Origin of the sequence: Nocardia goodfellowii (assembly GCF_017875645.1) — a bacterium.
Classification (GTDB): Bacteria; Actinomycetota; Actinomycetes; order Mycobacteriales; family Mycobacteriaceae; genus Nocardia; species Nocardia goodfellowii.
Genome location: NZ_JAGGMR010000001.1, coordinates 2541493 through 2562403, shown reverse-complemented (window position 1 = coordinate 2562403; position 20911 = coordinate 2541493). Strand labels below are relative to the sequence as shown.

Here is a 20911-nt window from a genome sequence, read left to right as displayed (position 1 = left end):
ATTACCGCCATCTCTGTCCGCCGCGCTGGAGCGGTGCCGGTCGCCGCCGGACCGTGGACCCATGACAACTCGCACGCACCAGCTGGCACCTGCTCGCCGCTGGCCCACCCTGGCCGGCATCGCCTTCGCCGCGCTCACCGCCTACGACCTGGCCAGCGGCGTCGACCTGGCGCAGATCGTCGCGGCCTCGGCGATGATCTATCTCGGGGCCGCGGCTCTCGGCCGCCAATCCGTCGCCTGGCCGCTGTTCTTCGGCACCTTCGTCATCATCACGGTCGCCAAGCTCGCCGGATTGGACAGCACCGCCGTCCTGCTCGTCCTGGCCGTGCCGCTGGCGATCTATGCCGTGCTCAATCATCGCGACATCACCGTGCAGGGCCTGGCCATGCTCGCTTTCGGCGCGGTGGCGCTGACCGCGCTGGTCGTGCACGAGCAGTTCGGCGCCTACCTGGTCGCGGCGGGGCTGCTCGGCCACACCGCCTGGGACTACTACCACTTCCGCGCCGATCGCGTTGTGTCCCGATCCCTCGCGGAGTTCTGCATGGTCCTGGACACCCTGCTCGCACTCGCCATTATCGTCACCGAGCTCTCCTGAGTACGCCGGTATGCCGGCCCGCTCAGCTGAGCCGCAGGAACCCCGCCAGATCGGGCAACTCGGCCGGAGTGAGCGGCAGGTACTCGGTGAGCAGCGGCGACCTGATGATGACCGCCTTCCACATCGCCCGGCACAGGGCCGAACGAATAAGGTCGCGCGACAACAGGAACGGCATGCCGAAGGGCGCGTCGGCCGGGCTGGAGGTGGTCATCGACAGCAAGACCACGGCGGCCTCGCGCCCGCGGAACCGGTCCGGAGTGCCGACCAGCACATCCTCGATCTTGGCGCGCGCCAGCAGGGTTCGGATCCGGCCGACCTGCGCGCTGTAGGGCGCGACGACGAAGATGTCGTGCGGATGCAGGCGCCGCGTCACCGCGCCGACGGTCCACGACGCGCCGAGCAGCACGCGGATGCGGCGCACCACCTCCTTGGCCTCGGCGACCGATTCGGTGGTATTGCCGTAGTGCTCGATCGGCACGGTCTCCACCCCGGGCGGCACGCCGTCGAGTTGCCTTGCCAGCGTGACGGTTTCGTTGGAGCGCAACCGGTTGTCGTAGCAGACCCGGGAAATCGGCTCGCACACCCGCGGATGCAGTCGCCAGGTGCGATCCAGGAAGTAGCCGCGTTCGGCGGGCAGCACGGCACGGCCCTCGGTGAGCCAGCCGAGCACCGATTCCCCGACCGGCTCGGGGTGCGCGCCCTGGGTCGCGGTGGGCACGGGATCGCCGAGCAGCAACAGGTTTCGCGCGCTCAGCCCGACCGCTACGGTGTCGGCGAGGGCGAAACCGCCCGCGTCGGCGATCACCAGCAGGTCGAGTCCGTCGTGCGGGATGAGGTTCTCGTCGGCGAAATCCGCCGGGGTGCCGCCGATTACGCAACCGTTGACCGCGTTGTCGAGGAACCGGCGGTACTTGGCCGCGTCGATCACGGCCCACTCCGGTTTCACCGCCTCGACGTCCTTCTTGCCGACCAGTTCGGGCAGCACGCCGATCTCCACGACCGCGTCGAGCATGTTCTCCACGGTCGAATGCGCGTGCGCGACCACCCCGATGCGCCATTTCTGCCGGGTCACCAGGCGTTCGATCACCCGGGCCGCAGTGGAGGTCTTGCCGGTGCCGGACGGACCCTGCACCGCGATATAGGAATGGTCCAGATAGCGCATCGCGGTGGTGATCGCGGCGGCGTGATCGCCGTGCACCTCCGGCAGCCCGCCACCGCCCCGCAGCCGCGGCGCGCGCCGGGCCAGGATGTCGAACACCGCCTCGCACGGGATCTCGGGCAGCGTCACCAGCAATTGCTGGGCGGCGAGTTCCACCGTGCTCTCGATATTCGCGTCCCAGGCGGGCAGGCCCGGCGCGATCGCGGTGGGCAGATCGTCGTAAGGTGCGCAGCCGGCGGGCAGCAGTTCCTCCAGCCGGACCGTGTCGTCGAAATTCGCGTCCACCGAACAGCCCAGCACGGTGGCGGTCGCGGTGGCGCGCTTACCGACGGCGGTGGCCGATTCGCCGGCCATCGGCCGGTCGTAGAGGGTGTAGACGGTGGTGCCGGGCGTCAGCGCGACACCGTGCGCCCAGCCGGTGCCGATCCGGCCGGTGAGGGTGAGATAGCGGCGCATGGTCGGCCGGTTCAGACTGTGGTGCCATTTGGTGTCGACGGTGCCCCAGTCGGCGACGAGCACACCCGGGGCCTCGGCCCATTCGTCCACCGGATGATCGAGCCGGTCGGCATGCGCCAGACGCAGCGGCCGGCGTTCCCGCCGTTGATAACCCAGCACGGCGGCCATCAGCGCGGCCGGATGCGGCGTCGCCCGAGCGGCTTTGCGTTCGCCGCGGACGGTAGGCCGCGACTGCCGGTGCGTCGCCGCGAATTCCGTCAATGCCGCCTCCAGCGACGACGGACGCGCCGCCACCGCCGGATCGTCGCCGCCGGTCGGTGCCGAAGACCACGAACCCGCTGGTTCTACCGGAGTGTCCGGACGGGCTTCGGCGGCGCGTTCGAGCAGCCAATCCCGCAGGCGTAGCACGGTGACACAGTCCTGCTCCGCCGTACTCGCCGCATCCAGCACCGGCCGCAACGACTCGAGCCGATAGGACTGCGCACCGACCACCACCGCGGCGCGCACGATCGGATAGAGATCGATCAGCACGCCCGCGTGCAACAGCTCTTCGACCAATTCCTCACCGGCGCCGAGCCTTCCGGTACAGCGCAGCAACGCGTCGCGCACCGCACGGCGATAGTGATAGACCCGCATCGCCGGGTACTGCCGCCGTTGCCGGGCCAGGTACTCGATCACCTCGACCAGTGCCCGCCGCTGTTCGACGTCCGCGTCCGGGCCCGGCGGCACCTGGAACAACAGCCGCACCGCGCCCGCGCCACCCAACTCGACGGTGAACGTCTGCCCCGGCACGTCCTCGATGGTCAGCGCGAGATCACCGGGCGACACCGGCGGCAAGGCACCGAGCGCGCGTGCGTCGAGCAGCGCATGTGCGGGCGGTCCGGAAACACCGGAGCGCAACTGGATTCGAGCTTGCCGGCGCAGCGTCGCGAAGGTGCGGGGCGGCAGACCGGGGACGGTGGCGTCCAGGCCGGCCAGCCGGTCGATGGTCGCGACGCCGGCTTCGCGCAAGCGCGCCCGCGCCGGACTCGGCATGCCCGCCACCAGCATCAAGTCCCGCGCCGCGGTCAGCGCGGTGCTGCACGTCGCGCATCGGCCGCAGGCGAGATAGCGCGGATCCCCCCACTGCACGGGCAGCAGTTCGCTCAGTTTCTCGTCCAGAATCCGGGCTAGCCTGCGCCGTCGCGCCTGGTAGACGGGCACCAGATCGGTCAGCGGGAAATCCGTTGCCGCCGTATCCAGATACAGCCGCACGGTGGGTGCGGTCAGCGCACCGCTACTGTCCAGCGCATCCGCGCATGCGGCGAGTTCGAGTGCGGCGCCGACCAACTCGGCCTCGCCCGGCGCGGTGCCCTGCACGGTGTAGCGCACGCGATGCCCCGCCCGCACCAGGAAATCGCACGAACAGGCGAACGCGCCGTCGAAGAAGGTGGCCCCGGCGATGACGTGCACGCCCGACCGCAGCGCGCCAACGGTTTCCGCGTGCGCGGCCCGCAACGCGGCGACCCGGTCCGCGGGATCACCGGAATCCGAGCGCGCCGAGGGCACCTCGACCATGGTGGCGCCGAAACGTTCTCGGAAATCCGCCAGCCGGAGCAACGCGGCCGGATCGGTGTCGGCGACGACTCCCCCGAGCGTCGGTGCCGCGGAATCCGCTGCCGCCGAACCACTCAGGTAACCGAGTTGGGCGTCGAGCGTCCGCAGCAGCTCGAATTCACAACGCGCCGCGCGTACCAGATCCACGGCGGTGCAAACGACACGATCACCGAACACGAACAAACGCGGCCTCCTGTGTCTTCGCCGGACACGGACCGCAACACCTTAGCCAGTCGGTCCGATACCGCGACGCGCAGCGTCTCCTTGCGGGATGCCGCCCGATCAGGAGCGCGGTTTACGCCGTTCGGTGCGCTTGGCCGGAGCCCGATCCGGGCGCGGGCCGCGGTTGTACGAACGTGCCTGCGGGCCACCGTCGTCCAGTTGCAGCTGGATCAGCTGCCCGCTGATCCGGGTGCGGCGCAACGCCTCCAGGGTTTCCGGCGGCAGGTCGGCGGGCAGTTCCACCAGGCTGTGATCCGGGCGGATGCTGATGTGACCGAAGTCGCTGCGGCGCAGTCCGCCCTCGTTGGCGATGGCGCCGACGATCGCGCCGGGCACCACGCGATGGCGCTTGCCGACGCTGATGCGGTAGGTCGCCAGTTCGGCGCCGGAGGTGCGGGAGAAGCTGGAGCCCGAGCGCTCCTCGTCGAAGCGGCGCGGACGATCGGGGCGCGGCTCCCGGTCGCGGCGGGGACGCTCGATCGGCTCCGGCTCGGGTTCCATCAGGAAGTTCTTGCCGTCGTAGGCACTGACCGCGAGCGCCGCCGCGATGTCGACCAGCGGCGTGTTGTGCTCGCTCTCGTAATCCTCGATGAGCCGGCGGAACAACGCCACGTTGTCCGAGGACAGGTTCTCGGTGATGGCATCGCCGAACTTGGCCACGCGCTGCGCGTTCACGTCGTCGACGCTGGGCAGTTGCATTTCGGCCAGGGGATGCCGGGTGGCGCGCTCGATCGCCTTGAGCAGATGCCGTTCGCGCGGCGCCACGAACAACAGCGCCTCGCCGCTGCGGCCCGCGCGGCCGGTGCGGCCGATGCGGTGCACGTAGGACTCGGTGTCGTGCGGGATGTCGTAGTTGACCACGTGCGAGATGCGGTCCACGTCCAGGCCGCGCGCGGCCACGTCGGTGGCGACGAGGATGTCGAGCGCGCCGGACTTCAGGTGCCCGATGGTGCGCTCACGCTGGTTCTGCGCGATATCGCCGTTGATCGCGGCGGCGGAGAACCCGCGGGCGCGCAGCTTCTCGGCGAGTTCCTCGGTGCCCTGTTTGGTGCGCACGAAGATGATCATCGCCTCGAACGTCTCGACCTCGAGGATGCGGGTCAGGGCGTCGAGCTTGCGCTGGTGCGAGACCTGCACCCAGCGCTGGTTGATATTGACGTTGGTCGTGGTCTTGGTCTTGACCGTGATCTCGACCGGATCGTTCAGGTATTGCTTGGAGATCTTGCGGATTGCCGAGGGCATGGTGGCGGAGAACAAGGCCACCTGCTTGGTGCGCGGCGTATCGGCGAGGATGCGCTCCACGTCCTCCTGGAAGCCCATCTTCAGCATCTCGTCGGCCTCGTCGAGCACCAGGTATTGCAGCTCGGAGAGATCGAGCGTGCCCTTCTCCAAGTGATCGATGACGCGGCCCGGCGTGCCGACCACGACGTGCGCGCCGCGGCGCAGGCCGGACAACTGCACGCCGTAGGCCTGGCCGCCGTAGATGGGCAGCACATTCAAGCCGGGGATGTGCGCGGCGTAGCGCCCGAACGCTTCGGCGACCTGGATCGCCAGCTCCCGGGTGGGCGCCAGGACCAGGGCCTTCGGGGACTTGCCGGTGATCTCCAGACCCATCAGGATCGGGATCGCGAAAGCGGCCGTCTTGCCGGTACCGGTCTGCGCGAGGCCGACGACATCAGCGCCGGAGAGCAGCGGCGGGATCGTCGCGGCCTGGATGGGCGAGGGTGACTCGTAGCCGACGTCGGCGATGGCCGCCAGCAGGCGGTCATCGATTCCGAGATCGGCGAAGGTCGGGCCGTCGCTGCTGTTCCTGTCGCTGTCGCCAGGAACATCATTCACAACGCTCGGCTCACCCATCCCGCCGGCTTCGCCGTCTGCCGTCCCCGGATCGACCTCATTGGTGCTCATTGACCAGGAGTTTACTAGCTTCGGGTAGATGTCCCGGCCACCGGCCCAATACGGTGTGACCTATGGCTCCGAATGCTTCGCCCGCACATCAGGACCCGGCCGCGGCGGCAGGCCCCGTGCCGGTCGCGGTCATCCAATTCGCGCCGGGCACCGATCCGGCCGCCAACCTGGCGGCCTTGCGTGACCAGGTCGAGACCGCCGCCGGGCGTGGCGCCCGGGTGGTGGTGGCGCCCGAGTACTCGATGTTCGCGGTCTCCCGGCTCGACGAGCGGGTGGTCGCGGTGGCTCAGCCGCTGACCGGGAAGTTCGTCACCGGACTGGGCGCGATCGCCCGGGAGTTCGGGGTACATCTGGTGGCCGGCATGGTCGAGCAGGACGAGACCGACGCGGGCCGGATCCGTAACACGCTGGTCGTGCTGGACCCGGCCGGTGAACTCGTCACCCGGTACCGGAAGGTGCATCTCTACGACGCGTTCGGGCACCTGGAATCGGATGTCGTGCACGCCGGGGAGATCGAGGAGCCCGCGACGTTCACCGTCGACGGAGTGACCTTCGGCTTGCAGACCTGCTTCGATCTGCGCTTCCCCGAGGGTTTCCGCCGCCTCGCCGCCGCGGGCGCCCACGTGCTGGTGCTGCCCGCGCAGTGGATTCCCGGCCCGGGGAAGGTCGACCAGTGGACGACGCTGCTGCGGGCCCGCGCCATCGAGAACACCGTGTACGTGCTCGGCGCCGACCAGTGCGGATCGCGCGGCGCGGGTTCGTCGATGATCATCGACCCGGCCGGGAAGGTGCTGGCCGAACTCGGCGACGAGCCGGGCGTCGGCACCGCCGAAGTGGACTTGGCGCACCTCGCGGCCGTCCGCGCCACCAATCCGAGCTTGGCCTTGCGCCGCTTCGCCGTCACGGCGCGTGCGTGACCGGATGCGCCGAGGGGTGGCGCCCGGGCAACCGGCGGGCGTAGCGTTTTACCTCGATGATCTACACCGATCGGGCAGCTGCCGGTCGCGCGCTGGGTGCCGAATTGACGCACCTGCGCGCGTCGGTTCCCTTGGTGCTCGGCCTGCCGCGCGGCGGGGTGCCAGTGGCCGCGGGCGTCCGGGATGTCATCGGCGGTGAGCTCGACATCATGCTCGTCCGCAAGCTCGGTGTGCCGTGGCAGCCGGAGCTGGCGATGGGCGCGATCGGCGAGGACGGCACCCGCGTGCTGAACCGGGACGTGCTCGAGCACATCTCGGTGGCGCCCCGCGAATTCGCCGATATCGAGCATGCCGAACGCGTGGAGCTGGAGCGGCGGCGCGCCGTCTGGCGTGGCGACCGCGCGCCGATTCCGCTCGCCGGTCGGATCGTCGTGCTCGTCGATGACGGAATGGCCACCGGCGCAACGGTTGTGGTCGCCTGCCGGGTAGCGCGCATGCGTGACCCCGCCCGCCTCGTCGTGGCCGTGCCGGTGTCCTCCACCGAAGCCGTGACCCGGGTGGCTACCGAGTGCGATGAACTCGTCTGTCCCTCGATCCCCGAGTCGCTCGGCGGCGTGGGTACCGCGTACCGGGACTTCCACCAGCTCGCCGACGACGAGGTCACCGCGCTGCTCCGCTAGGGGCGGACATTTCCGGACCTCCGCGTGCCGGGGATTGTCCAGCCCCCTGCGCGCCCGCCAGTATGGGTGCCGTCACGGCGCGGTAGGGAACCGTGCCGGTCGAGAAGGGAGGTCTGGGATGTCCCAGCGCCCGCGGTTCACTCCGGAGGACGGCGCCCATGTGGTGCAGCGACCGCAGTTCGTCCCGTTGTCGGACGGATCGGTGCACGCCTTCTATCCGGGCGAGGATTGGTCGGTCTGCGGCAAGGATCACGCCGAGGCGGTCAGCTTGCTGATCAAAGGATCCGCTCAGCGCATGCAAGACCCCGACTACCTGGCGGCGCATCGGGAGCGTACCCGCCGCCACCAAAATGGTGACGTCACACCGGGTTTCGAATTGTGGACCGAGGCGGCCGACGAGGCCGGACACCGTCACGATCAGCCGCCTCGCGCCGGGGATTGAGGCCGGGCAGGTCGCGACGAGTGCCGGAAAACGGCTCAGCCGAAGCACTTTCCTTCGCCGCGATAGGTCGGGACCGTACTGCGGGCGTCACCGTCGACAAGGTGGATCTGGTCGAAACGCTCGCACAGTTCGCCCGCCTTGGCGTGCCGGAACCAGACGCGGTCACCGATCCGCAACCCGGCGGCGGCTTGCAGCGGGGTTTGCACCTCACCGGCGCCCTCGGTGCCGATCAGGCGTAATCCGCTGGGCCACACCGGCTTCGGGACCCGGGAGGCACCGGCCGGTCCGGACGCGATGTAGCCGCCCGCGAACACCGTCGCGATCGAGGGCGTGGGCTTACGCAGGACGGGGGTGGCGAAATACAGCGCGGGACGCGGGGTGAAGGCGCGGTAGTTGTCGAACAGGGTGGGGACGTAGAGACCCGAGCCCGCGGTCACCTCGGTGACATCGGGGTCGGCGATGCTCACTTCGATCGACCCGGTGCCGCCGCTGTTCACGATCTCCAGTTTTCCGGCGACCGAGCGGACAGCGTCCAGAACTTGCTTGCGGCGCTTGGTGATTTCGGCCGCCGAGGCCCGTTTCACCAGGCGCACAGCGGGATTCGAGTCGGGCAGACCGGCGATCTGGGCTTCGTAGGTCATCACGCCGACCACTCGGAAACCGCGCTGCGCCGCCTGACGGGCAAGTGCCGCAGCCTGTTCCGGCGTGCGGATCGGGGAACGGCGCACCCCGAGGTGGATCGGGCCGATGCGCAAGGAGGCGTCGACGTCCAGGCAGACGCGCGGCTGTACGGTGGCGCTGCCGACGGCCGAGCGAATCAGCTCGAGCTGGGCGATGTCGTCGACCATCAGGGTGATCGACTCGAGCAGGGTGGGGTCGGCCGCGAGTTCGGCGAGTGCGGCCCGGTCCACGGTGGGGTAGCCGAGCAGGATGTCGCGGGCGCCCAGCCGGGCCAGCCACAGGGCTTCGCGCAGCGAGTAGCCCATGATCCCCGCGAAACCGCCGTCCGCGGTGAGGCCGGAGCCGAGGACTTCTTCGAGGACCGCGCGGCAGCGGACGGACTTGCTGGCCACCCGGACCGGGACACCGTTGGCCCGGCGCACCAGGTCGGCGGCGTTGGCCCGCAGCACGGCCAGATCGAGGGCGGCCAGCGGCGGGTCCAGGTCGGCGGTCGCGGCGTGCAGGCCGGCTACAGGCGAAGTCACATCAGCTATGCAACCACCAAACTGGTCATGCGTCCAGCAAAACGCGAATCAGGCGTCGGCGGCCCGGGTGGTCAGTCCGCTGACGAGATCGTCGAGGACGACCAGGGTGGTCTCGTCATTGCAGTCGGCCAGCCAGCGCAGCACCGTGCCATGCAATACCGACACCGCGTAGCAGGCGATGGACTCCACCGGCTCGAGCCACTGGGTGCCCGATCGCTGCGCGCACAGCTCCAAGAACACCGCGACCTCGCTGTCCATCTCCTGGAACCGAGCCGAAGTGGTCGGGTCGGGCACGCAGTCGGGCTGCACGTCCCAGCGTCGGCGCAGGGTCTGCACGGTCGACTCATAGGCCCGGATCTGCTTGCCCGGCGCCGCCTTGACCAGCGGCCAGTAGGCGCTCACCCCGGCGTGCAGCAGCACCCGCAGGGCGCGCACTCCCGTGAAATCGAGCGAAGCGGCCGCCTTCTCGACGGCCTCGCAGATGGTCGGACGGACCCGGCTCTCCACTGTTTCTCCACGTGCGCTCAACGATGGCTCCCTCGGCGAAAGATCTCGCGCACCCTCGTCGGCGCGACTCGCTGAACTTGGCGGGCGGTCCGCGCGGGATCCTGGTGCTGCGATCCCCGGGCTGCCCGGTCCAACATGGATCAATGGTAAAGGGTTTTCCGGTTTTAAGAATGGGTTCAATGGGTAATTACGTACCGGAAGAATGTTTTGTTACCTAAATGGGATGGGGTTGCGACCAGTTGGTATCTATTTAGGTCGCTGCGTGCCGCCCAAATCCAGGGCCCTTAACGCACCAAATGACACTTTAGTGTCCACCGCGAACACGCCCCACAGGTGTGACCGATGCCATATCACTGTGCCGCGCGAGACCCGAGCGGCCGTTAGCCTGAGTCGGTGACATCCCCGCCCAGTGATCAGTTCCCCATACCCGGCACCTTCAACTTCCGTGACGTCGCCGGACTCCGCACCGTCGACGGCGCCAAGGTCCGCCCCGGCATCCTGCTGCGATCGGCCCAACTCAGCCGCCTGGACGCCGACGGCCACGCCGGCCTGCGCCAGCTCGGCGTCAGTGACGTGCACGATCTGCGCGGCCTCCGCGAAATCGAGCACATGGGTCACGACAATCTGCCCACCGAGGTGCGGCTGCACGTCACCCCGTTCGACTCCCGGATGGGCGAGGCGCCCCCGCACGACGCTCAGACCACCTCCGCCTTCGAGCACATGCTCGAGGTGTATCGGGAGTTCCCCGTGCTCCCCGAGTCGGGCACCGCGATCCGCGCCCTCGCCGACTCCATCCTGCGCGACGAGGGCGCGGCGCTGGTGCACTGCGCGGCGGGCAAGGACCGCACCGGCTGGGCGGTCGCGGCACTGCTGCGCGCGGTACAGGTCACCGAGGCCGACATCCTGGCCGACTACCTGCTCAGCAACGGGGCGGTCCCCATGCTGCGCGCCATGCTGGCCCCGAAACTCGCGGCGGGCGAAGAACTTTCCGACGATCTGCTGGGCGTCCGGGCCGAGTACCTGACCGCCGCGATCGGAACGGTCGAAGCGCGCTACGGCGGCTTCGACAACTACCTCGGCGAGATCGGCATCACGCCCACCCTGCGCGCTCAACTGCGGCGTCGCATGCTCGAGTGACCTAACCGCGGCGCACCAGGCCGTCGGGGTCGATGGTCACCTGGTCCCCCGTGTGGAACCAGGTGCCGGTGAACCTGGCGGCCGTGGCGTTCGGATCTCGCCAGTAGCGCCGGGTGACGTTGGGGCCGCGGCACAGCAATTCGCCGTGGCCGCTGCCCGCGCGCGGGCCGTACAAAGCCAATTCGGTTCCGCCGAACGGGAATCCGAGCACACTGCCGGGATCGGCGGCGGCTTCGGAATCGACTGCAAGGCCGATGCCGCTGGTTTCGGTGGCGCCCCAGACCGACCACTGCCGGGCGGCGGGGAACATCTCGCGCAGGGCGTCGGCCAGGTCGCCGGGTGCGGCGGCCGCGCGCTCGGCGCGGTGGCCCGCGTTGCAGATCCGGGAAACGCCCCCGGTGCGCAGATCCTCGGGTCGGCGCGCCAGTTCCGGCAGCAACCGCGCGAAGATGCGCGGGGTAGCCGAGACCATGTCGATCCGCTCCGCCGCCACCGATTCCGCGAGCCGGGCGGTATCGGGAACCAGCACCACGGTGCCGCCGACGGCGAAGGTGGGCAGCAGCTGATCGACGCAGCCGCTGGCATGCGCGAGCGGTAGCAACACCAGGTTGCGCAGGCCGTCGGTGGGCAGGTCCAGCGCGCCGACCACCGAACGGATCGCGGAGAGCAAGTTTTCGTTGGTCAGTTCCACGCCCCGCGGGTGGGCGGTGCCGGAGGTGTAGCAGAGCAGCGCCAGATCGCCGAGCGCCGCACCGTCGTCGATGAACGCGGCGGCATCGGGCAACTCGCCGCCGAGCACGAAATCCGCGCAACTGTCGTCGATGACGCGCTGCACCGCGGCCGCCGGCAGGCCGTCCGGGACCAGCACCGGAACCGCGCCGCTGAGCAGCGCGCCCAGGAACGCCTGCACCCAGCGCACACCGGCGGGCAGGTGGATCGCGACCCGGTCGCCGTAGCCGATGCCGTGCTCCTGCAAACCGCCCGCCACCCGGGAGGCCGAATGCCACAGCTCCCGATAGGTGAGGCGGGGGCCGCCGATCTCGACCACGGCCTCCCGAGTGGCGAAGGCGTGGACTTGCAGGTCGAGCAATTCGGTGAGGGCGGGCGTGAGGTTCCCGTAGCGCAGGACGCCGTCGGCGCCGCGCGCCAACGGATTCGCACTGGCGGCAGGCGGTTTCAGTGGGTACTCGATCAACAACTGCTGCGACATTTCGTCCTCCGCGGTGCCTCGGTTCAGCAGGCACGTCCTACCCGCCCGGCCGACTGCCGCCGGCCGCCATCCCCGAGGCGACTATATGATGCCGATCACAACCGCGGGGGGCATTTGGTCACCGACCGGTGTAAGTCGCCTTGCCCGGCCCGACTTCGAGGAAGCTGCGCACCGCGCCCTTCAGGTCCTCGGTCGCGAACAAAGCGCCCGAGACCTCAGGTGTCACCGAATCCGCGTGTGCCACACCGCCGGAACGCCACGCGCCGATGATTTCCTTGGTGGCCGCGTGCGCCTTGGTCGGGCCCTGGGCCAGCCGGTGCGCCAGTTGCCGTGCCGCGGTGTCGACATCGTCGTGCACGGCGTTGACCACGCCCCAATCCGCCATGGTCGCGGCGTCGTACAGGTCACCGGTCATGACGAACTCGCGGGCCCGGCCGGAACCGGCGCGTTCGGCCAGCCGCTGCGGGCCGCCCATCGACGGAGTCAGGCCGACCACTGTCTCCACCAGCCCGAACTTCGCCTTCGGCGCGGCGAGGATGATGTCGCACGCCAGAGCCATCTCGAAGGCGGCGGTCAGCGTGAGCCCGTGCGCGGCGAACACCACCGGGCACGGCAGCGCCTCCAGCGGATGGATGATCTGGGCGAAGAGTTCGCGCCACAGCTCGGCGCCCTGCTCGACGCTCAGCCCGTCGAAGACGTGCACGTCCACGCCGCCGGAAACGAGTTTGCCCTCGGCGCGGATCAGCACCGCGCGCGGCGGCCGGGCGGTCAGCTCCGCCAGGTCGGCGACCAGCGCGTCCAACATGGCCTGGTCGAACAGGTTCAGCGGCGGATTGGCCAGGGTGAGCACGGCGATCTCCGCCCCGCCGTCGGTGGTTTCGCGTTCCAGGCGGGTGGCCTTCAAATCACTCATTCGGCCAGACTAGAGCCTGCGTCTGCGAGGATGGCCGGGTGACCGAGACAGCTTCCGACAGCGGTTCCTATGTCGAGCCCGGCGAGTTCAAACGGGATACGAACTACATCACCACCCGCGTCACCGCGGACGGCCGGGACGGGTACCCGGTGACACCGGGCCGGTATCGCCTGGTCGCGGCGCGGGCCTGCCCGTGGGCCAACCGCACCCTGATCGTGCGCCGCCTGCTCGGCCTGGAAGACGTGCTCTCCCTTGGCCTTTGCGGCCCCACCCACGACAAGCTGAGCTGGACCTTCGATCTCGACCCGGGCGGCGTCGACCCGGTGCTCCGCATCCCCCGGCTGCGCGACGCCTACCTGGCCCGGTTCCCGGACTATCCGCGCGGCATCACCGTGCCCGCCCTGGTGGACGTGCCGACCGGCCAGGTCGTCACCAACGACTACGCCCAGATGACCTTGGATTTCTCCACCGAGTGGACCGCGTACCACCGCGCGGGCGCGCCCCAGCTGTATCCGGAGCAGCTGCGCGCGGAGATCGACGAAGTGAATCTCGTGGTGTTCAAGGACGTCAACAACGGCGTCTACCGGTGCGGTTTCGCAGGCGATCAGACCGCCTACGAGGCCGCCTACGACCGGCTCTTCGCCCGGCTGGACTGGCTCTCGGAGCGGCTGGCGAATCAGCGCTTCCTGGTCGGGGACACCATCACCGAAGCCGACGTGCGACTGTTCACCACGCTGGTGCGTTTCGATCCGGTCTATCACGGCCATTTCAAGACCAATCGGAGCAAGCTCACCGAAATGCCGGTGCTGTGGGCCTACGCCCGGGATCTGTTCCAGACGCCCGGTTTCGGCGACACCATCGATTTCGGTCAGATCAAGACGCACTACTACGTGGTGCACACCGACATCAATCCCACCCGGGTGGTGCCGAAAGGCCCGGACCTGTCGAACTGGTTGTCCCCGCACGGCCGGGAAGCACTGGGCGGCAGGCCGTTCGGTGACGGTGCGCCGCCACCGCCGCCGCCGCGGTCGGAACAAGTCCCCGAGATCGCTCAGCGATAAGCCGCGTCGAGACGGGTATACCGACCCCGCACGGGGAACCGCAGGAACATCGCGGTTCGTTGTCGTGTTGGGCCGGCACCGTGCCGGTGCCATAGAGTTCTGCCAGCGGCTGGTCTGCGACTGGGCGCCCGAAGCGGAGCCCTGCGAAGTGACCGGAACAATTGACTGAGGGGTGTTGCCATGAGGCATGGCGCGTTCGAGAAGACCGTGGTGTCCCTACTCGAGAACGGGTCGAAGCTGCAGGCGCCCGCGGTGGCCAAATACGTCGACCGCATCCGGCGCGCGCACCCCGACGAGACGCCCGCGCAGGTCATCGCGCGCCTGGAGCGGCAGTATCTGCTCGCCGTCACCGGCAGCGGCACCGCGGCCGGCGCGACCGCGGCGGTGCCCGGCGTCGGCACCATCGCGTCGATGGCGACCATCACCGCGGAAACCGCCTTCTTCCTGGAAGCCTCCGCACTCTTCGCTCTCGCCGTCGCCGCGGTGCACGGCGTCGCGCCCGAGGCCAAGGAGCAGCGCCGCGCGCTGGTGCTCGCGGTGGTCCTCGGCGGCGAGGGCATGGACATCGTGGAACGCACGGTCGGGCATTCGGCCAAGAACTGGGGCACGCTGCTGGCCAACAAGGTGCCGGGCCTCTCCGCCATGAACGACTCGCTGATGAAGCGTTTCATCATCCGATTCCTGACCAAGCGGATGGCGCTGATGGCGGGCAAGATCCTGCCCATGGGCATCGGCGCGGCCATCGGCGGCTTCGGCAACCGCACCCTGGGCAAGACCACCATCAAGAACGCGCACCAGGCCTTCGGCGCGGCGCCGGTCACCTGGCCGCCGGACCGGCACATGATCGTCGACGCCGATCCGCTCACCGCGCTGGACGCGCGCAAGACCAACGCCAAGCCGGAATGACAACAACCACACCCGCTTTCGCTGTGCGCGGGCTGAGCAAGCGTTTCGCTCCGGGCGCGGTGGGCGAACTCGCCGCGGTCGAGAACGTCAGTTTCACCGTCGATGCCGGGACCACCACGGCGCTGGTCGGTCCCGCCCGCGCGGGCAAGTCGACGATTCTGCGCATCCTGCTGGGCCTGCTCCCCCCGACCTCCGGCACCGCTTCGGTGGGCCGGCCCGGCATGGCGGCCGGACTGGGCGGCGGGTCACCGGTCGGCGGCGTGGTCGTCCCGCGCGGACTGCACCCGGCGCGCTCGGCCCGCGATCACCTGCGGGTGTACGCGGCGGCCGCCGGGGTCTCCGACGAGCGCGCCGACGAGGTGCTCGACATCGTCGGCCTCACCGATTTCGCGCCGATCCGGGCGGGCATGCTGAGCCCCGGCCAGCAGACCCGGCTGGCGCTGGCCGCGGCCTTGCTCGCCGACCCGCCGCTGCTGATCCTCGACGACCCGATCGAGGGGCTCGACCCCGCCGAACGTGGTTGGTTGCAGGACTTCCTGAAACGGCACACCAAGCGCGGCGGCACCGCGCTGCTGTCCAGCCGCGGCCTGGCGGCGGTGGTGCCGATGGCCGACAACGTCATCGTGCTGAACGAGGGCGCGATCGTCTACCAGGGCACGCCCGCCAAATTGCGCCGCAGTCATCCGGATCGGCTCGTGGTGACGGCCTCGACCCCGGTAGCGCTGGCCACCGTGCTGGCCGCCCGCGGGTACACCGACGCGGTGATGCGCCCGGACGGCAAACTCGCGGTGGCCGAGGCGACCGAAGCCCAGATCCGGGACGCGGCGCAGGCGGCGAAGGTGCGCATCGACGGCATCACCGCCGACCTGATCCACCCCGACCGGGTGCTCGCCTCGCTGACCAGACCGGTCCGGCCCGCGTCCGCCACCATGTATGTGCCCGCGCCGAACCGGGTGCAGCCGCCGCCCGGCGGCATGCCGGCCCATCCTCAGCCCCACGGGATTCCACGATGATCACCGTCCTGCCCGCCGAGCTCCTGCCGCCGCTGAACTCCGAGGTCCGCAAGGCCACCACGCTGCGCCCGAACCTGATGCTCGCGCTGTTGCTGCCCGCCGTGGCCCTGGTAGCGAGTACCGTCACCGCGCTGATGGCCGGGCCCGCGAACCCCAAGGCGAATCCGGTCACCGGTGGCGCGTCGGTCGGGCTGTATGTCGGGATCGTCGCCGCCATCCTGGGCGCCGCCTACTTCGGCGCCACGGCGGCCGGATCCGAATACCGCTATCAGACCATGCCGGTGACGGCGCTGTTCACGCTGGACCGGGACCGTCTGGTCGCGGCGAAATACCTGGTCATCGGGGCCTTCGCACTGGCGGCGGCGGTCGCGGTGGAACTGGTCGGCACGGCCGCCCTGTTCGGGTTCGGCCGGGGCAAGACCGAATTCGGGCTGCGGCTGGTCACGGTGCTCGGGGGCGGTCTGCTCGCCGTCGTGTGCTGGTCGCTGCTCGGCGCGGGGCTGGCGTTGATCCTGCGCAAGCCGACCGTGGCCATCGCGATCGTGCTGGGCTGGCTGCTGCTCGCCGAACCGTTCGTCTGGCTGGTGGCCGGCGTGCTGGGTCTCGAGGGCTTGGTCACCCTGTTGCCCGGGTCCGCGACGATCGCGGCCGTCGCCGCCGGATCGTTCCCGGACAGCGATTTCCTGGCTCCGACTCCCGCCGCGATGATCGTGCTCCTGCTGTGGACGGCCGGCGTCGCGGGCGGCGGTTGGTGGGCCGTGCGCAGCCGCGAATTCTGAGTCCGCGTGCTCACCTGGCCTGCTCCGGGGCCGCCAGCTTTATCAAGATGTGGCAAATATCAGGCATCCCGGCCCAGGTCGCGATGTTGACCGGTGCGTAAAGGTGGCGCTGGGCGGCGCGGCGATAACGGGGAGGCATAAAGTCGGTATCAGACGAGTTCGACACACGAGTTCGGGTCTGTCCGGTGGTGGGTAGCACCGCCGATCTGCGGCTGGGCATATCCTCGGATAGGGCGCATCGGAGCACATCCGCCGATCCCCGTGCCGGGCACGTCACAAACGTCGCAGCGCGAAGAACGAAATGAGGCGAACACCTGCTGTGAGCAGCTCAACTTCCCAGTTCGGCCAGAACCAGTGGCTAGTCGACGAGATGTACCAGAAGTACAAACAGGATCCATCCTCGGTCGACGAGAGTTGGCACGAGTTCCTCGCCGACTACACCCCTGAGGCGACCGCTGACGGCCAGACCGCCGAGCAGGAGTCCACCCCGGCTCCCGCACCGAAGGCCGCGCCCGCGCAGCCGAAGCCGGAACCGGCCAAGCCCGCCGCGGCCGCGAAACCCGCCGAGCCGAAGCCGGCCCCGCAACCCGAGCCGGCCGCGCGACCCAAGGCCGCCGCGCCCGCTCCGGCTCCGGCCGCGCGCAAGCCGCAGACCACGCCCGCGCCGGTCTCCAACGCCGCGCCCACCTCCGGCGCTCCCGTCGCCGAGGCCAAGGACGAGGCGAAGGTGCTGCGTGGCGCCGCCGCCGCAGTCGCCAAGAACATGAACGCCTCGCTGATGATCCCCACCGCGACCAGCGTGCGGGCCATCCCGGCCAAGCTGATGATCGACAATCGCCTCGTCATCAACAATCACCTGGCCCGGACCCGCGGCGGCAAGATCTCCTTCACCCACCTGCTCGGCTACGCCATCGTGCAGGCGGTCAAGAAGTTCCCGAACATGAACCGGCACTTCGCCGAGATCGACGGCAAGCCGAACTCCGTCACCCCCGCGCACACCAACCTCGGTCTGGCCATCGACCTGGCGGGCAAGGACGGCAACCGTTCGCTCGTCGTCGCCGCCATCAAGAACACCGAGACGATGACCTTCGGGCAGTTCCACAGCGCCTACGAGGACATCGTGCGGCGCGCCCGCGAGGGCAAGCTCACCACCGAGGATTTCACCGGCGTCACCATCTCGCTGACCAACCCGGGCACCATCGGCACCGTGCACTCCGTGCCCCGCCTCATGCCGGGCCAGGGCGCGATCATCGGCGCCGGCGCGATGGAGTACCCGGCCGAGTTCCAGGGCATGAGCGACGAGCGCATCGCCGACATCGGTGTCGGCAAGCTGATGACGCTCACCTCCACCTACGACCACCGCATCATCCAGGGCGCGGAGTCCGGTGATTTCCTGCGCACCATCCACACCCTGCTGATCTCCGACGATTTCTACGACGAGATCTTCCATGGTCTGGGCGTGCCGTATGAGCCGGTGCGCTGGCGCAAGGACATTCGCGAGCGCGGCGTCGACAAGAGCTCGCGCGTCATGGAGCTGATCCAGGCCTACCGCGACCGCGGTCACCTGATGGCCGACACCGATCCGCTGCGCCTGGTCAAGGACAAGTTCCGCAGCCACCCGGATCTCGATGTCACCCAGCACGGCCTGACCCTGTGGGATCTGGACCGCGAATTCAACGTCGCGGGCTTCCACGGCCAGGAGCGCATGAAGCTGCGCGACGTGCTGTCCATCCTGCGTGATGCCTACTGCCGCCATATCGGCGTGGAGTACACCCACATCCTCGATCCCGAGCAGCGCCAGTGGATCCAGGAGCGGGTCGAGCAGAAGCACGTCAAAGCGACTGTCGCGCAGCAGAAGTACATCCTGAACCGGTTGAACGCGGCGGAGGCCTTCGAGACCTTCCTGCAGACCAAGTACGTCGGCCAGAAGCGCTTCTCGCTGGAAGGCGCCGAGACCGTCATCCCGATGATGGACGCGGTCATCGACCAGTGCGCCGAGTACAACCTCGACGAGGTCATCATCGGCATGCCGCACCGCGGCCGCCTGAACGTGCTGGCCAACATCGTCGGCAAGCCCTACTCGAAGATCTTCACCGAGTTCGAGGGCAACATGAACCCGGCCGCCACGCACGGCTCCGGCGACGTGAAGTACCACCTGGGCGCGCGCGGCACCTACCTGCAGATGTTCGGCGACAACGAGATCGAGGTCTCGCTGACCGCGAACCCGTCGCATCTGGAAGCGGTCGACCCGGTGCTCGAGGGTCTGGCCCGCGCCAAGCAGGACCTGCTGGACAAGGGCGACGGCCCGGAGGGCTTCTCCGTCGTGCCGCTGATGCTGCACGGTGACGCCGCGTTCGCGGGTCAGGGTGTGGTCGCGGAGACGCTGAACCTGTCGGGTCTGCGCGGTTACCGCACCGGCGGCACCATCCACATCGTGGTGAACAACCAGATCGGTTTCACCACCGCGCCGGAGAACAGCCGCTCCACCGAATACTCCACCGACATCGCGAAGTTCATCGGTTCGCCGATCTTCCACGTCAACGGTGACGATCCGGAGGCCTGCGACTGGGTGGCCCGGATCGCGGTCGACTTCCGGCAGAAGTTCCGCAAGGATGTCGTCATCGACATGATCTGCTACCGCCGTCGTGGCCACAACGAGGGCGACGATCCGTCGATGACGCAGCCGTACATGTACGACGTCATCGACACCAAGCGCTCGGTCCGCAAGGCTTACACCGAATCGCTGATCGGCCGTGGCGACATCTCCATGAAGGAGGCCGAGGACGCGCTGCGCGACTACCAGGGCCAGCTGGAGCGGGTCTTCAACGAGGTCCGTGAACTGGAGAAATACCCGCCGGGGCCCTCGGAATCGGTGGAGGACGACCAGCAGGTGCCCACCACCGTCCAGACCGCGGTGGACAAGTCGGTGCTGCAGCGCATCGGCGACGCCTTCCTCAACGTCCCGGACGGCTTCAGCGTGCATCCGCGCGTCAAGCCGGTGCTGGAGAAGCGCCGCGAGATGGCCTACGAGGGCAAGGTCGACTGGGCGTTCGCCGAGTTGCTGGCCTTCGGCACGCTGATCGATCAGGGCATCGCCGTGCGCCTGACCGGTCAGGATTCGCGCCGCGGCACCTTCACCCAGCGGCACGCGGTGCTCATCGACCGCAAGACCGCCGAGGAGTACACCCCGCTGCACAACATCGGCAGCGAGAACCCGGGCTGGTTCGCGGTGCACGATTCGGCGCTGAGCGAATACGCCGCGGTCGGTTTCGAGTACGGCTACTCGCTGGGCAACCCGGACGCACTCGTGTTGTGGGAAGCGCAGTTCGGTGACTTCGTCAACGGCGCGCAGTCCATCATCGACGAGTTCATCTCCTCCGGTGAGGCCAAGTGGGGTCAGCTGTCGGAGGTCGTGCTGCTGCTGCCGCACGGGCACGAGGGTCAGGGTCCGGACCACACTTCCGGCCGGATCGAGCGCTTCCTGCAGCTGTGCGCCGAGGGCTCGATGACGGTCGCCGTGCCGTCCACCCCGGCGAACTACTTCCACCTGCTGCGCCGGCACTCGCTGGACGGCATCCGCCGCCCGCTGATCGTCTTCACCCCGAAGTCGATGCTGCGCAACAAGGCCGTGGTCTCGGATCTGAAGGACTTCACCGAGTCGAAGTTCCGTTCGGTGTTCGACGAGCCGACCTACGAGCAGGGCATCGGTGACCGCGGCAAGGTGAAGCGGGTACTGATGACCTCCGGCAAGCTCTATTACGAGCTGGCCGCGGAGAAGGCCAAGCAGAAGCGCGACGATGTCGCCATCGTGCGGATCGAGCAGCTTTACCCGCTGCCCAAGTTCCGGCTCAACGAGGCGCTCGACGGGTACCCGAACGCGACCGATATCGCGTGGGTGCAGGAGGAGCCGGCCAACCAGGGCGCCTGGCCGTTCTTCGGTTTGAACCTGCCGGAGATCCTGCCCGACCGTCTGGGCAAGCTGCGCCGCATCTCGCGACGCGCCATGTCGGCCCCGTCTTCGGGTTCGTCGAAGGTGCACGCGGTGGAGCAGGCGGAGATCATCGCCGAGGCCTTCGAGCCGACCGGCTAGCCGGTAGCTGATGCCCGTACGCCGGGTGCGAATTCGCTCTTGAATCGGAGCGGGCTTCGCACCCGGCGTTTCTATTTGCCCAGGTGCACACGGCCGTTTGCGGGTGCGCGAACTG

The 20911-nt window shown here is 69.0% G+C and carries 16 protein-coding genes; 10 read left to right on the top strand and 6 right to left on the bottom strand.

The window, feature by feature from the left end:
• Positions 1-61 precede the first annotated feature (61 nt).
• The gene (locus tag BJ987_RS11340) at positions 62-595 is read left to right on the top strand and encodes a hypothetical protein (protein WP_209887909.1); all 534 of its coding nucleotides are present in this window, start codon (positions 62-64) and stop codon (positions 593-595) included.
• Between the two features lie 22 nt (positions 596-617).
• On the opposite strand, the gene BJ987_RS11335 is transcribed toward BJ987_RS11340, so the two are convergent.
• Entirely contained in the window at positions 618-3983 is a 3366-nt protein-coding gene (locus BJ987_RS11335) for an AAA domain-containing protein (protein WP_307869571.1), read from the bottom strand.
• 105 nt (positions 3984-4088) lie between these two features.
• Positions 4089-5936, bottom strand: a complete 1848-nt coding sequence (locus BJ987_RS11330) for a DEAD/DEAH box helicase (RefSeq protein ID WP_209887903.1) — start codon at positions 5934-5936, stop codon at positions 4089-4091.
• A 62-nt stretch (positions 5937-5998) separates the two neighbouring features.
• On the opposite strand from BJ987_RS11330, the gene BJ987_RS11325 reads away from it, so the two are divergent.
• The 3 genes from BJ987_RS11325 to BJ987_RS11315 all read left to right on the top strand — a co-directional run bounded on the left by BJ987_RS11325 (position 5999) and on the right by BJ987_RS11315 (position 7975).
• The gene (locus BJ987_RS11325) at positions 5999-6853 is read left to right on the top strand and encodes a carbon-nitrogen hydrolase family protein (protein WP_209887899.1); all 855 of its coding nucleotides are present in this window, start codon (positions 5999-6001) and stop codon (positions 6851-6853) included.
• 56 nt (positions 6854-6909) lie between these two features.
• Complete coding sequence (locus BJ987_RS11320) at positions 6910-7533, top strand: phosphoribosyltransferase (RefSeq protein WP_209887896.1); 624 nt, start codon at positions 6910-6912, stop codon at positions 7531-7533.
• 118 nt (positions 7534-7651) lie between these two features.
• Entirely contained in the window at positions 7652-7975 is a 324-nt protein-coding gene (locus BJ987_RS11315) for a hypothetical protein (RefSeq protein ID WP_209887893.1), read from the top strand.
• Positions 7976-8010: 35 nt separating this feature from the next.
• On the opposite strand, the gene BJ987_RS11310 is transcribed toward BJ987_RS11315, so the two are convergent.
• Together BJ987_RS11310 and BJ987_RS11305 are read right to left on the bottom strand one after the other, a co-directional pair.
• Positions 8011-9180: an amino acid deaminase/aldolase gene (locus BJ987_RS11310; RefSeq protein WP_209887890.1), complete on the bottom strand. Its 1170-nt coding sequence runs from the start codon at positions 9178-9180 to the stop codon at positions 8011-8013.
• Between the two features lie 48 nt (positions 9181-9228).
• The gene (locus BJ987_RS11305) at positions 9229-9708 is read right to left on the bottom strand and encodes a TetR family transcriptional regulator (RefSeq protein WP_245365905.1); all 480 of its coding nucleotides are present in this window, start codon (positions 9706-9708) and stop codon (positions 9229-9231) included.
• A 372-nt stretch (positions 9709-10080) separates the two neighbouring features.
• Between BJ987_RS11305 and BJ987_RS11300 the strand changes: the two genes are divergently transcribed.
• Positions 10081-10824, top strand: coding sequence for a tyrosine-protein phosphatase (locus BJ987_RS11300; RefSeq protein WP_209887887.1), 744 nt, complete (start codon positions 10081-10083; stop codon positions 10822-10824).
• A gap of 1 nt (position 10825) precedes the next feature.
• On the opposite strand, the gene BJ987_RS11295 is transcribed toward BJ987_RS11300, so the two are convergent.
• Together BJ987_RS11295 and BJ987_RS11290 are read right to left on the bottom strand one after the other, a co-directional pair.
• The gene (locus BJ987_RS11295) at positions 10826-12034 is read right to left on the bottom strand and encodes a class I adenylate-forming enzyme family protein (protein WP_209887884.1); all 1209 of its coding nucleotides are present in this window, start codon (positions 12032-12034) and stop codon (positions 10826-10828) included.
• A 118-nt stretch (positions 12035-12152) separates the two neighbouring features.
• On the bottom strand, positions 12153-12947 hold the full coding sequence (locus BJ987_RS11290) for an enoyl-CoA hydratase/isomerase family protein (RefSeq protein ID WP_209887882.1): 795 nt from the start codon (positions 12945-12947) through the stop codon (positions 12153-12155).
• 38 nt (positions 12948-12985) lie between these two features.
• Between BJ987_RS11290 and BJ987_RS11285 the strand changes: the two genes are divergently transcribed.
• The 5 genes from BJ987_RS11285 (at position 12986) to BJ987_RS11265 (ending at position 20796) form a co-directional block, all read left to right on the top strand.
• A complete protein-coding gene (locus tag BJ987_RS11285; RefSeq protein ID WP_209887879.1) occupies positions 12986-14008 on the top strand; it encodes a glutathione S-transferase family protein in 1023 nt (340 codons plus the stop codon).
• A gap of 180 nt (positions 14009-14188) precedes the next feature.
• On the top strand, positions 14189-14914 hold the full coding sequence (locus BJ987_RS11280; RefSeq protein ID WP_209887876.1) for a hypothetical protein: 726 nt from the start codon (positions 14189-14191) through the stop codon (positions 14912-14914).
• A complete protein-coding gene (locus tag BJ987_RS11275; RefSeq protein ID WP_209887873.1) occupies positions 14911-15927 on the top strand; it encodes an ATP-binding cassette domain-containing protein in 1017 nt (338 codons plus the stop codon). Before BJ987_RS11280 ends, BJ987_RS11275 begins: the two co-directional genes overlap by 4 nt.
• On the top strand, positions 15924-16706 hold the full coding sequence (locus tag BJ987_RS11270) for an ABC transporter permease (protein WP_209887871.1): 783 nt from the start codon (positions 15924-15926) through the stop codon (positions 16704-16706). Before BJ987_RS11275 ends, BJ987_RS11270 begins: the two co-directional genes overlap by 4 nt.
• 301 nt (positions 16707-17007) lie before the next feature.
• Complete coding sequence (locus BJ987_RS11265; RefSeq protein WP_209887868.1) at positions 17008-20796, top strand: multifunctional oxoglutarate decarboxylase/oxoglutarate dehydrogenase thiamine pyrophosphate-binding subunit/dihydrolipoyllysine-residue succinyltransferase subunit; 3789 nt, start codon at positions 17008-17010, stop codon at positions 20794-20796.
• Positions 20797-20911: the final 115 nt, after the last annotated feature.